At 63.4% G+C, this 14,844-nt stretch carries 10 protein-coding genes; 6 read left to right on the top strand and 4 right to left on the bottom strand.

Going from position 1 to position 14,844, the window contains the following annotated elements; all coding sequences use genetic code 11:
- Nucleotides 1-166: 166 nt before the first annotated feature.
- From HBO11_RS18440 to HBO11_RS18465, 6 genes are all read left to right on the top strand, one after another.
- A complete protein-coding gene (locus tag HBO11_RS18440; protein ID WP_071556409.1) occupies nt 167-2,875 on the top strand; it encodes a heavy metal translocating P-type ATPase in 2,709 nt (902 codons plus the stop codon).
- Nucleotides 2,876-3,110: 235 nt separating this feature from the next.
- A complete protein-coding gene (locus HBO11_RS18445) occupies nt 3,111-4,295 on the top strand; it encodes an efflux RND transporter periplasmic adaptor subunit (RefSeq protein ID WP_275941751.1) in 1,185 nt (394 codons plus the stop codon).
- On the top strand, nt 4,292-7,468 hold the full coding sequence (locus HBO11_RS18450; RefSeq protein WP_024069209.1) for an efflux RND transporter permease subunit: 3,177 nt from the start codon (nt 4,292-4,294) through the stop codon (nt 7,466-7,468). The genes HBO11_RS18445 and HBO11_RS18450 overlap by 4 nt, the downstream gene beginning before the upstream one ends.
- Before the next feature lie 20 nt (nt 7,469-7,488).
- Nucleotides 7,489-8,994: an efflux transporter outer membrane subunit gene (locus HBO11_RS18455; RefSeq protein ID WP_024069210.1), complete on the top strand. Its 1,506-nt coding sequence runs from the start codon at nt 7,489-7,491 to the stop codon at nt 8,992-8,994.
- A gap of 50 nt (nt 8,995-9,044) precedes the next feature.
- Entirely contained in the window at nt 9,045-9,437 is a 393-nt protein-coding gene (locus HBO11_RS18460; protein ID WP_019396549.1) for a MerR family transcriptional regulator, read from the top strand.
- Nucleotides 9,438-9,528: 91 nt separating this feature from the next.
- Nucleotides 9,529-10,725 (top strand): MFS transporter, encoded by a 1,197-nt coding sequence (locus HBO11_RS18465; RefSeq protein ID WP_058201275.1) that lies wholly within the window; start codon nt 9,529-9,531, stop codon nt 10,723-10,725.
- A gap of 45 nt (nt 10,726-10,770) precedes the next feature.
- Here the strand turns inward: HBO11_RS18465 and HBO11_RS18470 are convergent, their stop codons facing one another.
- The 4 genes from HBO11_RS18470 to HBO11_RS18485 form a co-directional block, all read right to left on the bottom strand.
- Nucleotides 10,771-11,274 (bottom strand): ClbS/DfsB family four-helix bundle protein, encoded by a 504-nt coding sequence (locus HBO11_RS18470; protein WP_058201274.1) that lies wholly within the window; start codon nt 11,272-11,274, stop codon nt 10,771-10,773.
- Nucleotides 11,275-11,519: 245 nt separating this feature from the next.
- Nucleotides 11,520-12,062 (bottom strand): ester cyclase, encoded by a 543-nt coding sequence (locus HBO11_RS18475; RefSeq protein WP_058143955.1) that lies wholly within the window; start codon nt 12,060-12,062, stop codon nt 11,520-11,522.
- 215 nt (nt 12,063-12,277) lie between these two features.
- Nucleotides 12,278-13,741, bottom strand: a complete 1,464-nt coding sequence (locus HBO11_RS18480) for an efflux transporter outer membrane subunit (protein WP_063893102.1) — start codon at nt 13,739-13,741, stop codon at nt 12,278-12,280.
- A 7-nt stretch (nt 13,742-13,748) separates the two neighbouring features.
- Complete coding sequence (locus HBO11_RS18485) at nt 13,749-14,660, bottom strand: HlyD family secretion protein (protein ID WP_058143957.1); 912 nt, start codon at nt 14,658-14,660, stop codon at nt 13,749-13,751.
- Nucleotides 14,661-14,844: the final 184 nt, after the last annotated feature.

A 14,844-nucleotide genomic window follows, 5' to 3' on the forward strand; every position in this document is an offset into this window, starting at 1 on the left:
CTTAATGGCAGCAGCATAAAGCAGCGGTCGGATGGTTCAGCCAGAAAGAGATTCTTTCTTTTTTTTGAATAAACATACAAACAAGTGTTCATTTGTTTGTATAACATTCCGATCGCTGATTTGTGCGTCCTGCCACGGCGATTACTCAGAGAACCAGGAGATTGATATGTCTTTGGAAACAAAGGACGGCACAGGAGCGCAGGACGAACAACTGGGCTTTCGGGTCGAAGGTATGGATTGCGCCAGTTGCGTCGGCAAGATTGAAACAGCGCTTGGTCGAATTGATGGCGTATCAAATGTACAGGTTAATTTTACAAATGAGACGCTGACGTTGACGCGCAGCACAAGTAGCCGAAATACTGCACGCGACATTGCCAAGAAAATCCGGTCCCTGGGCTTCGACGTGCAGGCACTGCCCGCGTCCGAAATGTCCGCAGCACCTGCACCGCGCCATGCGGCCCACGCGCATGACCACGCCGGCTGCGGCGGCCACCATGACCATGGGCATGCCCACGACCACGGGCACGATCATTCGCACGGCAAAGCGTGCGGTGATGACCATGGGCATGCCCATGGTCACGGCCATGCCCATGACCACGGTCACGATCACGGGGCCTGCAGTGGGCATGACCATGCGCCGGCCTCTGCCTCCCGTGGAGCACCCAGCACGCCCCCCAACGTGTCCATGCGCGTCGAGGGCATGGACTGCGCCAGTTGCGTCGGCAAGATCGAAACGGCCCTCGCTCGCATGGATGGCGTGTCCGATGCCCGCATCAACTTCACCGCAGAAACGCTGGAATTGACGCTCGCGTCTGGCGGCCCCACGCAGCTCGGCCACATCGAGAAGACCATCAAGAGCCTGGGCTTCGGCGTCTCCGACGTGCGCCGCCATGATGGCTCAGCACCCGCGGCCCCAGCAGCAGCATCGACGGCGCGCCATCAGCGCTGGTGGCAGACGAAGAAAGGCAGGCACGTGCTGGGCCTGGGCGGCCTGATGGGCTCGGCCTACGCGATCGCGCAGTTCGTTCCTGGCTACGCTGAATGGATCTTCGCCGCTGCGGTGATCGCGGGCGTGCTGCCGTTCGCTCGCAAAGCCTTCGCGCTGGCTGTGTCAGGCTCGCCGTTCTCTATCGAAACGCTGATGGTCGTCGCCTCGCTGGGCGCGCTCGTGATAGGCGAGGCCGAGGAAGCTGCTGCCGTGGTGTTCCTGTTCGCGATCGGCGAGCTGCTGGAAAGCGTGGCCGCCGGCCGCGCGCGCGCCGGCATCAAGGCGCTGGCCTCCCTGGTGCCTAAGACGGCGGTACTGCTCGATGCCGCGGGCGGGCAGCGCGAAGTGCCCGCCGCTTCCCTGCGCGTGAGCGACCGCGTGCTGGTGCGCCCTGGTGACCGGGTGCCTGCGGACGGCAAGATCCTCCGCGGTGAAAGCAGCCTGGACGAGTCGCCTATCACCGGCGAGTCCGTACCGCGTCAAAAGGCTATCGGTGCCGACGTGTTCGCCGGCTCCATCAACGTCGATGGCGTGCTCGAAGTACAAGTCGAGAAGACGGCATCGGACAACACCATTTCTCGCATCATCCAACTGGTGGAGCAGGCGCAGTCCTCCAAGGCGCCCACGGCTCGCTTCATCGAAAAGTTCAGCCGCTACTACACCCCTGCCGTCATGGCCATCGCGGCGTTGATCGTGGTGGTTCCGCCACTTGCCATGGGTGGCGACTGGGGTACCTGGCTGTACCGCGGCCTCGCACTGCTGTTGATTGCCTGCCCATGTGCGCTGGTGCTCTCCACACCGGCGGCCATCGCCTCGGGCCTTGCGGTGGCCACACGACGGGGCCTGCTGATCAAGGGTGGCAACGCGTTGGAAACCATCGGCCGCGTGCGCGCAATTGCCTTCGACAAGACTGGCACGCTGACCGAGGGCAAGCCGCGCATCACCGAGGTCCTGCCCTTCGGGCTGTTCAAGCATCAACAGGTCCTTGCGCTTGCCGCCGCTGTCGAGTCCGGCTCAAACCATCCCTTGGCGAAGGCCATTGTCGCCCATGCCAAGAGCCTGGACGTGGCGATTCCCCAGGCCACGGGCGCATCGGCCATTGCCGGCAAGGCGGTGCGCGCCACCGTGAACGGCAGTGCGCTCGCTGTCGGATCGCCCGCCCATGCGGAACAGACGGCCACGCTGACAGCCGCGCACCGCAGGGAAATCGACAAGCTGGAGGATGGCGGCAAGACCGTGGTGGTCCTGTTCGACGAAGCCAGCAAGAACGTTCTGGGCCTGCTGGCCCTGCGCGACGAGCCCCGCCGCGACGCGCGCGAAGGCGTGGCCCAGCTCAACGCCATGGGCGTGCGCTCGGTCATGCTGACCGGCGACAACCGCCGCACCGCGCAGGCGATCGCCGGCAAGCTGGGCATCGAGTGGGAGGCCGAGCTGCTGCCGCAGGACAAGCTGCGCTTGGTCAACGAGATGAAGCGTGATGCCAAGGTGGCGATGGTCGGCGACGGCATCAACGACGCGCCGGCCTTGGCGACCGCCGACGTGGGTATCGCCATGGGCGGCGGCACGGACGTGGCGCTGGAAACCGCCGATGCCGCGCTGCTCAAGAGCCGCGTCACGGACGTGGCCCACCTGGTGGCCCTGTCGCGGGCGACGATGGCCAACATCCACCAAAACGTCGTATTCGCCATTGGCCTCAAGGGCTTGTTCCTGGTCACCACCGTGTTGGGTATCACCGGCTTGTGGGTTGCCGTGCTGGCCGACACCGGCGCCACGGCCCTGGTCACGCTGAACGCACTGCGCCTGCTGCGCTTCAAGGGCGCGCCGGAGGCCAACCACGGCGACGACGCCGGGCGTCCCACCACCTTGCCCGTGCCGTCTGCCCGCTGAGGCAACAAGAGGGCTTGACCTTGCCGTCGTTGTAACGCCTAGCCTCCACACAAATGTCTGCAGAGCGCTTCGGAAGGGCCGGAGTCCTGCATCCAAGAAAGGGTCACTTCCATGCGTAAAAAAATCAGAATCATTGTGGTGGCAGGCGTCATCGCAGCCGTCGGGGGGGATAGCGATCGCTGCCCGCGACGCCAAGGACGAGGGCAAGGCCGCGGCGCCCCCGGCGGGCGCGCCGATGGCGCCGCAGGTGCCCGTGGCCGAGGTCATTACCCGCACGGTCGCGCCATCGGCCGAGTACACCGGCTTCCTGGCCGCGCCCAAGACCGTCGAGCTGCGCTCGCGGGTCGGCGGCGCCGTCGATGCGGTGAGCGTTCCCGAAGGTAGCCTCGTGCGCAAGGGCCAACTGCTGTTCCAGATCGACCCGAGGCCGTTCCAGGTTGCGCTCGACACGGCCGTGGCGCAACTGCGTCAGGCCGAGGTGCTGGCCAGCCAGGCCCAGGCCGACTTTGACCGCGCCGAGCGCCTGGTGGCGACCGGCGCCGTCGCGCGCAAGACCTATGACGATGCCGCCTCCGCACGCAACGCGCGCCAGGCTCAGGTGCAGGCGGCTAAGGCCGCCGTTGCTGCGGCTCAGCTGGACCTGTCCTACGCCCGCGTCACTGCGCCCATCGCCGGGCGCGTCGACCGCGTGCTCGTGACCGAGGGCAACTTGGTCAGCGGTGGCGGCGCCGGCGCGGCCACGCTGCTGACCACGATCGTATCCATCGACCCGTTGCACGTGTACTTCGACATTGATGAGGCCACCTATCTCAACGTCGTCAGCCGCTCGCGGCCCGCTGCGGGCGCCGGTAGCAAGGCTTCGCTGCCCGTGCAGGTCGGGCTGACCACGGACAAGGGTTTCCCGCACAAGGGCGCGCTTGACTTCGTCGGCAACACCATTGACCGAAGCACCGGCACGATCCGCGCGCGCGCCGTTGTGCCCAACCCGGATGGGCGCATGGCACCCGGCATGTTCGCCCGGGCCAAGCTGTCCACCGGCGCGGCGCGCGAGGCCGTCCTGATCGACGATCAGGCCGTGGGCACCGACCAAGGGCGCAACTACGTGCTGGTTGTGGGCGAGAACAACCAGGCCCAGTACCGGCCCATCGAACTGGGGCCGGTGGTGGACGGGCTGCGCGTCATCAACGGCGGCCTGCAGGCCGGTGAGAAGATCATCATCAAGGGCCTCGTGCGCCCCGGCATGGCGGTCACGCCGCGCATGGTGCCCATGCAGGCGCCCGCGGCACCGGCCGCCGGCGCGGCCGGCGCGACCAAGGCTGCGGCAAACGCTCCGGCTCCCGCTGCGGCGCCTGCCAAGGCCGGTGGCGCGGACCCCGCCAAGGCTGACGGCGCGGCCGGCTCGGCGGAGGCCCGCAAATGAATTTCCCCCGCTTCTTCATCAACCGGCCGATCTTCGCCATCGTCCTGTCGGTGCTGATGCTGATCGCAGGCGCGATCAGCTACTTCCAGCTGCCGCTGAGCGAATACCCGCAGGTCACGCCTCCCACGGTGCAGGTCACCGCTAGCTATCCCGGTGCCAACCCGCAAGTGATCGCCGATACCGTGGCATCACCGCTGGAGCAGGCGATCAACGGCGTAGAAGGCATGATGTACATGCAGTCTCAGATGTCCACCGACGGGAAAATGGTGCTCACCGTCTCCTTCGAGCAGCATATCAACGCCGACATTGCGCAGATCCAGGTGCAAAACCGGGTCTCGCGGGCGTTGCCGCGCCTACCGCCTGAAGTTCAGCGCATCGGTGTTGTCACCGAGAAAACGTCGCCGGACGTTCTCATGGTGGTGCATTTGCTTTCGCCTGGAGGTCGATATGATCCGCTGTACGTCTCCAACTACGCCACACTTCATGTGAAGGATGAGCTGGCTCGTACGCCAGGCGTCGGCGATGTCCTAGTCTGGGGCGCCGGGGAGTATTCGATGCGGGTCTGGCTCGAACCCGCCAAGGTCGCTGCTCGTGGGCTGATCGCGAGCGACGTGGTTGCCGCCATCCGCGAGCAGAACATACAGGTTGCCGCTGGTTCGGTTGGTCAGCAGCCGGATGCCTCGGCGGCGTTCCAGGTCACGGTCAACACTCTGGGCCGACTGTCGAGCGAGGAGCAATTCGGCGAGATCGTCGTGAAGACGGGCGCCGACGGCCAGGTAACTCGCCTGCGGGATGTCGCCCGCATCTCGATGGGGGCCGATTCCTACTCTTTGCGCAGCCTGCTCAATGGCGAGCCGGCGGTGGGGATACAGATCATCCAGAGCCCGGGCGCGAACGCGCTGGATGTGTCTAGCGCGGTGCGCGCGGCAATGGACCGACTTCAAGCCAAGTTCCCCGACGGCATTGAGTATAGCGTCGCCTACGACCCCACGGTCTTCGTGCGCGCCTCGCTCCAGTCCGTCGCCGTCACGCTGCTGGAGGCCATCTTCCTGGTGGTGATCGTGGTGGTGCTGTTCCTGCAATCCTGGCGCGCGTCGATCATCCCGCTGATCGCCGTGCCGGTCTCGCTGGTCGGCACGTTCGCGGTGATGCACATGTTCGGTTTCTCGCTGAACACACTGTCGCTGTTCGGACTGGTGCTGTCCATCGGCATCGTGGTGGATGACGCCATCGTGGTGGTGGAGAACGTGGAGCGCCACATAGCGCTGGGCGAATCACCCAAGGACGCGGCGCGCAAGGCGATGGATGAAGTGACTGGCCCGATCCTGGCCATCACCTCGGTGCTGGCAGCGGTCTTCATCCCCTCGGCGTTCCTGTCGGGGCTGCAGGGCGAGTTCTATCGCCAATTCGCGCTAACCATCGCGTTCTCGACCATCCTGTCGGCGATCAACTCGCTTACGCTGTCGCCAGCGCTGGCCGCCATCCTGCTCAAGCCGCACCACGGCGCGGCCAAGCCCGATCGCGTCACGCGCATCATCGATGGCGTGTTCGGCGGCTTCTTCCGCCGCTTCAACAGCTTCTTCGACCGCGCCTCGAATTCCTACGTCGGGGGCGTGCGCCGCGCGGTGCGCGGCAGCGCCATCGTGCTGCTGCTCTACGTCGGCTTCCTGGGCCTGACCTGGCTGGGCTTCCACAAGGTGCCTGCGGGCTTCGTGCCCGCCCAGGACAAGTACTACCTCGTGGGCATCGCCCAGCTTCCGACCGGCGCCTCGCTGGATCGCACCGAGGCGGTCGTCAAGGAGATGACCAAGATCGCACTGGCTGAGCCGGGCGTCGAGAGCGTGGTGGCCTTCCCGGGCCTGTCGGTCAATGGACCGGTGAACCAGCCGAACACCGCGCTGATGTTCGCCATGCTCAAGCCCTTCGATGAGCGCAAGGACCCGTCGCTGTCGGCCTTCGCCATCCAGGGCAAGCTCATGGGCAAGTTCAGCCAGATCCCGGACGGCTTCGTCGGCATCTTCCCGCCGCCGCCGGTGCCGGGCCTGGGTTCTATGGGCGGCTTTAAGCTGCAGATCGAGGACCGGGCGGGCCTGGGTCCCGAGGCGCTTGCACAAGCACAGGGCCAGATCATGGGCAAGGCCATGCAGGCGCCCGAGCTGGCGAACATGCTCGCCAGCTTCCAGACCAATGCGCCGCAGTTGCAGGTGGACATCGACCGGGTGAAGGCCAAGTCGCAGGGCGTGTCGCTGACCGAGGTGTTCGACACCCTGCAGGTCAACCTTGGCTCTCTCTACGTCAACGACTTCAACCGCTTCGGTCGCACCTACCGGGTAATGGCCCAAGCCGATGCGCAGTTCCGCATGCAGGCTGAGGACATAGGCATGCTCAAGGTGCGCAATGCAGCGGGCGACATGATCCCGCTGAGCGCGATCGCGACCATCGAGCGCAGTTCCGGCCCCGACCGGGTGATGCATTACAACGGCTTCCCCTCGGCCGACATCAGCGGCGGGCCAGCGCCGGGCTACTCATCCGGCCAGGCCACCGCCGCGATTGAGAAGATCGTGAGCGAATCGCTGCCGGACGGTATGACCTACGAATGGACGGACCTGACTTTCCAGGAAAAGCGAGTTGGCAATACTGCTATCTATATCTTCGCGCTGGCGGTGCTGCTCGCCTTCCTGTTCCTGGCGGCCCAGTACAACAGTTGGTCGCTGCCGTTCGCTGTGCTGCTGATTGCACCCATGGCGCTGCTCTCGGCGATCGCCGGCGTCTGGCTCTCTGGGGGGGACAACAACATCTTCACGCAGATCGGTTTCGTGGTGCTGGTCGGCCTGGCCGCCAAGAACGCGATCCTGATCGTGGAGTTCGCCCGCGCGAAGGAAAGCGAAGGGGCCGATCCGCTGGCAGCCGTGCTCGAAGCCGCGCGCTTGCGGCTGCGCCCGATCCTGATGACGTCGTTCGCCTTCATCGCTGGCGTGGTGCCGCTGGTGCTGGCCAGCAGTGCGGGCGCCGAGATGCGCCACGCCATGGGCATCGCGGTGTTCGCCGGCATGCTGGGCGTGACGGTATTCGGCCTGGTGCTGACGCCGGTGTTCTACGTCGTGGTGCGCAAGCTGGCGCTGCGCCGCGAAGCGCGCCATGCCCGTGTCGGCATGACCGACCAGCACGCATGACGGCCAGGAGGACATACGACATGAAAACATCTTTCGCATTCACACGACCCGCCAGGACGCTGGCGCCGCTCGCCCTCGCGGCGGCGTTGACTGGCTGCTCCATGGCACCGAAGTATGACCGGCCCGCAGCGCCGATCGACACGGCTTATCCCTTGGGCGCGGCCTATGTGGAACCGGCGGCCGCGACGCCCGACGACGCGATCACGGCCGAGATCGGCTGGCGGGACTTCTTCCGCGACCCGCTGCTGCAGCAGTTGATCGGCATTTCACTGGAGAACAACCGCGACATGCGCAAGGCCGCGCTCAACGTGGAGGCGGCTCAGGCGCTGTACCGTATCCAGCGTGCCGAGATGCTGCCGAACCTGGGCGTTTCCGCCCGCGGCGCGTCAGAGCGCGTACCGGCCGACCTCAGCACCACGGGGCAAAGCGACGTGCTCCGGCGCTACGACGTGGCCGGGGTGACGGCCGCCTGGGAACTGGACCTGTGGGGCCGCATCCGCAGCCTCAGCGACCGGGCGCTGGCGTCCTACCTGGCCCTCGACGAGACCCGCATCGCCACGCAGATGAGCCTGGTGTCCGAGGTGGCCAGCGCCTACCTCACGCTGCGTGCCGACCAGGAACTGCTGCGCCTGACGAGCGACACCCTCGCCACGCAGAAGCGCTCCTACGGGCTGACCACCCAACTGGTGGAAGCGGGCAACTCCACGCAGCTCGACCTGCGCCGCGCAGAGATCGCGTTGCGCACCGCCGAGGCCAACCATGCCGCCTACACACGGCAGGCGGCCAAGGACCGCAACGCGCTGGTGCTGCTGTTGGGCCAGCCGCTGACGCCGGAGCTGTCCCGGCAGCTTGACGAGGCCATGGCGCTGCCGGACGACATCGTGCCGACCGGCCTGCCGAGCGGCCTGCCGTCCGAACTGCTCGCGCGCCGGCCGGACATCCGCGCCGCCGAGCAGATGCTGATCGGCGCCAACGCCAACATCGGCGCGGCGCGGGCCGCGTTCTTCCCGACGATCAGCCTTACGGGCTCGGCGGGCACGGCCAGCGCTTCGCTGGACGGCCTGTTCGATTCGGGCTCGCGGGCCTGGAGCTTCCTGCCGCAGATCACGCTGCCCATCTTCCGCGGCGGCGCGCTGCGCGCCAACCTGGACGTGGCGCACGTACAGAAGCGCATCGAGATCGCCAACTACGAGAAGTCCATCCAGGCGGCCTTCGCCGAGGTGGCCGACGGCCTGGCGGGCAAGCGCACGCTCGATGAGCAGATCCGCGCGGAGCAGCTCCTGGTGGCGGCCAGCCAGAAGGCCTACGAGCTGGCCGAGCAGCGCTTCCAGGAGGGCGTGGACGACAACCTCACTGTACTCGACGCGCAGCGCACGCATTACGGCACGCAGCAGACCCTGGTGCGCACGCGCCTGACGCGGCTGAACAACCTCATCCATCTGTACAAGGCGCTGGGCGGCGGCTGGACTGAGCACACGGTGCAATCGGGCGCCACGGCGCAGCAGCCCGCCCGGTCGCCGGGATGAGGGCCGGCGCGCAGCGGTGGCGTCCCCCATCGCTGCGCGCGGAGAGCTGGATGAGGATTGGTGAACTCGCGCGCTTGACCGGCACGCCCCCTGAGAACATCAGGTTCTACGAACGGGAGGGCCTGCTGCCCGCTCCCGAGCGGTCCCGCAACAACTACCGGCGCTATGGCCCGGCCCATGTCGAGCGGCTTTACCTGATTCGCAACTACCGCGCGTCGGGCATCGGCCTGGATGACATGCGCAACTTGCTGGGCTGGACGCATCGCGAGTCCCCGGAACCCGAGCTGCTGACGCAGGCTGTCCGGGACCATCTCGCCTATGTCGAGGAACGCATGGCGCAACTGACCCGGGTGAAAGAGCACCTGCTCGCATTGGAACGGCAGGCTGTTCCTTCTGCCGCTCGGGAGATTTGCGAGGAGCGACCAGGTTGCGGCGGTTCATGAGCATCGCATGGCCGAATCATGGTCGGATAACTGAACATATATTCATGCGTGTAATATTTCCGGCCAGACAAACGAACAAGAAAGACCGCCCATGACCGACCAGAGCATCACGCGCCGAAACATCGGCGTTCTCACCGGCGCGCAGGCGCTCGGTGGCGCCAGCGCGCCCATCGTGATGTCGCTGGGCGGGCTGGTCGGCCAGCAGCTTGCCAAGGACTCGGCCTGGATCACCTTGCCCGTGAGCCTGTTCGGCCTGGGTCTTGCCATCGGCACCTTGCCTGCGGCGTTCATCATGCGGCGCCATGGCCGCCGCAACGGATACGTGGTCGGGGTCGGCTTCGGCGTGGCCTCGGGCCTGATCGCCGCGCTGGGCATCATGCTGGCCTCGTTCTGGATCTTCTGCGCCGGCACCTTCCTGGCGGGCTTCTACGGCGCGTATGTGCAGAGCTACCGCTTCGCAGCCGCCGACACCGCCGAGGACGCGCTCAAGGCCAAGGCGATTTCCTGGGTGATGGTGGGGGGTCTCGCGGGTGCCATCATCGGGCCGCAGTTGGTGATCTTCACGCGCGACGCGGTAGCGGGCACGCCCTACGTCGGCAGCTTCCTCAGCCAGGCGCTGCTGCCGCTGATCGCCCTGCCGATCTTGCTGATGCTGCGCACGCCGCGCCAGACCCCGGCCGAAGCCGCCGCCGACAGCGGCCGCACGGTGCTGCAGCTCCTGGCGATGCCGCGCTACGCGCTGGCCGTGGCCGCGGGCGTGGTGTCCTATGGGGTGATGGCGTTCGTGATGACCGCCGCGCCGGTGGCGATGGTCAACCACGGGCATTCGGTGGACAACGCCGCCCTGGGCATCCAGTGGCACCTGCTGGCGATGTTCGGGCCGAGCTTCTTCACTGGGCGGCTGATGGTGCGCTACGGCAAGGAGCGCGTGACCGCCGTGGGCATGGTGCTGCTCGCCGCCTCCGGGGTGGTGGCCCTGGGCGGGCTCGGCCTGTCCCACTTCTGGGGCTCGCTGGCGCTGCTGGGCATCGGCTGGAACTTCAGCTTCATCGGCGCGACGGCGGTGGTCACCGATTGCCACACCCCGGCCGAGCGCAGCAAGGCGCAGGGCATGAACGACTTCTTCGTCTTCGCCGCCACGGCGGCCGTGTCGTTCCTCGCGGGCTCGATCCTGCATAGCTCGGGCTGGCAAGCGGTCAACTGGATGATCTTCCCGGCCTTGGCGCTGATCCTGGTGCCGCTGCTGTGGCAGGCAGCGCGAAAGCCGGTGCGATCAGATCCAAGATGATCGAGCCGATGCGGGAGGCGTACCGTCTAGCGGGCGCCCCAGTCGCTACATCACCTGCTTCCACTGCCGCATCTTCGACAGTGCGTCGTCGTAGGCCGTAGCGGTGAAGAACTGAATCCTGCGCCCGAGGGTTTGCATCGGGCTCGTCGTGGGATCGAAAAGCCTAACGTCCGAATGGTGCGCCACGATGTCGAGCACCCGGTTCTGGCCCTCTGCAAGCATGGTTTCCAGCTCGCAAAGGTCCCTGTTTGCGAAACGGCGTTGGAACATCCCTGAAAGACCTTCGGCGCGCTTAATCATTGTGTCCGCTGAGAAGAACGAAGCCGAAGGTCCAGGTGTATGAACGTGTGCGAGCTGCAGAATCATCGTATTCCAGAGGATCACGTCCACCAGGATCATTGCAGCGCTGGTGTGACGGCGCTGTTCTTGCCAGATCATGGCGATGTGCCTGTAGTGGTCCGCGGGGACCGTGGCGGTTACCACCTCCAGCTTTCGGTGGCTGGTGCGAACCTTATCTAGGAGTTCTTGTTTTGTAGTCGGTAGCTTCATTCGGAATCCTTAATCCATTGAGAATGCGCGTGTTTGTTGGTCGGCATGCGCTCCCCTATTCGAGTGTTGAGATAACGCATGCGTAACACTGAGTATTCCGACGTGGCTAGTTGCGCTCCCTGCGACTAATAAGCCACTGATGGCACTATGGGGCTTGCCATCGTTGTAACGTCAAGCGGGTGATGCGCGACTGCTCGGCGAGGTCAGCTATTCATGGAACGCCGAATGCACGGGTCCGACTTGTGCTACGGCTGAAGCTGCTTCTGCATGGTGTTGTGGTTGTAGTAATCGCTTGCGTAGACAATTTTTCCGTTCAAAACGCGGAAAAAACTCGCACCGAAATAACTGATATTCGTGCTGGAGGGTGACGTCTCGCCACTGTTTCTCTTGGTGGCGGTGAATTCCCATTCAATCGCTACGCCATCGTCGGATGAAATCGGTTGCGAGCGGATTTTCATTTTTCGATCAGGCAAAATTTGCTTCAGAAACTGCGAGACTTCGGTGATGGATTCCGGCCCGGTGCGGGGTACTTCATTACTAGTATTGAAATAGACGACGTTGGAGTCGAGAACTTTTTTCATATCATTGGTTTTCCCGCTATTCCAAGCTTCAAGGTATTGTCGAACCACTTTCACATTCTCTGGCTCTTGTGCTTCCTGCGAGGTGGCGCTATAGGCGAACGGGGCCAGGATAAGAAACATGGCTCCCAACGCCTGCACTGAGCGATGGCGCAGGCCCTTTGACGATTGAAATGAATGGGATGCCCAAGTGTGCTGCATGTGTTTCATAGCCGAGATTTTCTAAAGTCTGTTGAAATGAAGCCCGATTCAAAAAAATCGGTAGGTAATTTCTCTGCCATTAAGCTAATAAGGTTATGCTGTGATTGACTCCGAGTTGCTGTAACGGGACAACGGATTTCTATATGTACTTCGGTGAATAATGTCGGTTAATAGCGTTGGTGAGATGGTGTATCCCTGTGTCGGTAATTGGCTCGAGACTTGGGCTAATTGATTGTGCTCTGCTTGGTGGATTGCGCGGTTTCGGAAGGGGTTTCTGGATAAGCCGTTTGCCACCCCCCACCTAATGCCTTGGCTAGGCTGACCATGTTGAGCGCTTTCTTGGCCTTACTTTCGATCAACTGGTCTTCAGCCAAATAAAGCGACCGTTCGGCGGTTAGCAACGTTAGGTAATCAATCGTTCCAACCTTGCGTTCTCTCAAGGCGCGATCGTAGGTCAGTTGGCTGTCTTCCTGTGCCCTCATCAAGGACTCCTCGCGAACACCTTCCTGATGGGTTTGGGTCAACGCATCTTCGACATCGCGGAAAGCGATCTGGACCTTTCGCTGGTAGTCCAGCCTTTGGCCTTCCGTGGTTGCCTTCGCGGCACGAATGCGCGCCTCGCGTTGCCCTGAGTCAAACAAAGTTTCCGAGCCTGCCAGCGTCACGCTCCAGATCAGGCTCCCGGCTGAAAAAAGTGAACCGTAACCGCTCGCCGCTGTTCCCAGTGTCAGTGGGATCCGGAAGCGGGGAAAGAGATCGGCAACGGCGACATTGGCTTTGGCTGTTGCCGCGGCAAGTTTTCGTTCCGCTGCCCGAATGTCGGGTCGATCCCGTAGAACCTGGGAGGGAATGGACACAGGCAACGCTGGGGGGGCGGGAACCGGAGAGGTGGATTGCGCCAACTCGACTTGCCAATCGCCGGGAAATCCGCCGACGAGAACGGCAATTGCGTGAGAATGTTTGCTCACCCTGGCATGCCAGATCGGCAACTGCGCGACCGCGGCCTGCCATTCCGCGTGTGCCTGCGTGAGACTAGATGCGTCAACGATCCCTGCACTGCGAAGACGCACATTCGTGTCGTAGGTGGCCTTAGTACGTGCGACATTGCGTTCAGCGATCGCCAAGCGCTGTTGCTCCGAACGCAGCTCGATGTAGTTTGACGCAATTTCGGCCAGCAGGCTCGTGAGAATGGCCCGCCGATCCTCCTCAATGCTTCCTGCGGTAGCATCAGCCGCCTCAATAGACTGCTTGATTCGCCCGAACAGATCAGGCTCCCAACTTGCCTCAAACTCGACTGTTTGGGCGTTAGACACGCCAATTCCTCTAGGCCAATCAACGAGTGGACTACTGCGTTGATCCAAGGTACTCGCTGCAATGCCTAACTTCGGCCCACGATCCGCAGAAATGGCATCGCGCTCGGCGCGCGCTGCCAGCAGGCGCTGCGAGGCGATTTTGAGGTCAAGATTGTTTGCAAGCGCGCGGTCAACGAGACGATTGAGTAGAGGGTCGTTGAAGGCTTTCCACCACGTCTGAAGCTCGGCCACATTGTCGGAGGCATGCTGCATTTTCTCCTGCTCGGCCCAAGCGTTCGGCACGAGTGGTACCGGCTTTTCGTAGCGAACGGCGTGAGGAACTGCACAACCGGATAACAATGCGAGGACGATGGCAGCTGTAATTGGAATTCGCATGGCAACCTCACAGGACCTGTTGAGCCCAAGCGAGCAGACGCCCCTTGGGGATTGACGTGCCCACGGCAACACTGCACGTCATGCCGGCAGCAAGCCTCACGTCGGGAGGCACCTTGTCGATATGCACACGCACCGGGATGCGTTGGGCCAGTCGAATCCAGGTGAAGACTGGACTGACGCTCGGCAGGCCATGCTGATCGGAGTAGTCGTTGGTGTCCGCCACGCCGCGACCAATACTGGAAACGTGACCTTGGATCAGTGAATCGAAGCCCATGAGACGAATTTGCGCTTGGTCTCCGGGAGCGATATGCCTGAGCTTGGTTTCCTCGAAATATCCGGTAATCCAGAAACTGTCCGGATCTAGGATCGCGACCTTGCTGGTACCCTTGGTCGCATAGTCGCCAGTGCGTAGGTGGAGATTTGTGATATAGCCGTCAACGGGTGCCACGACCGTCGCTCGCCTGACATCTAGCTCGGCTTTGGCCAGCTCAGCTCGTACACGATCCACTGCCGCCCGCACTGCACGCACGTCACCGTTGGCTTGATCGATTCTTTCGTTGGCGATGATGTCGCCACCGAGCGTATTGCGCCGTTTAGCAAGATTCATCTTAATTGCGAGGTCGGCTTCATGCTGCTCAAGCTCAGCCTTCTTCTCCATAACTTCAAGTTCGAGATCCTCAGTGTCAAGCCGGTAGAGCACGTCTCCCCGGTTCACATGCTGGTTGTCCTTGATCGCGACTTCGACAACGGTGCCGGAAACTTCCGGGGCAATCTGTACAACTTCGGCACTCACGCGCCCGTCGCGCGTCCAAGGGGAAACTACATACTCGCGCCATAGCACCGAGATCAGCCATGCCATTCCAGCGACTGCCAGAAGCGTGAGAGAAATCCTGAATAGAGGTTTTAATGTCATTTTCATAGAAGACTCGGAATCAGAATAAAAGGACGAAGGCTGTGATGATCGATACGAGTAGGGAGAACTCAAACAATGCCGGATGCCAAAAAAGCCGTATCACGCCTGTCCTCGCCAGCACCGGGCGGATTCCGAGAAATAGCAGCCACGCTACGACGATGTAGAAGAGCAGCGGAGGCATGTAAATGCC

This window comes from Pseudomonas sp. WS 5010 (genome assembly GCF_012985565.1).
GTDB lineage: Bacteria > Pseudomonadota > Gammaproteobacteria > Pseudomonadales > Pseudomonadaceae > Aquipseudomonas.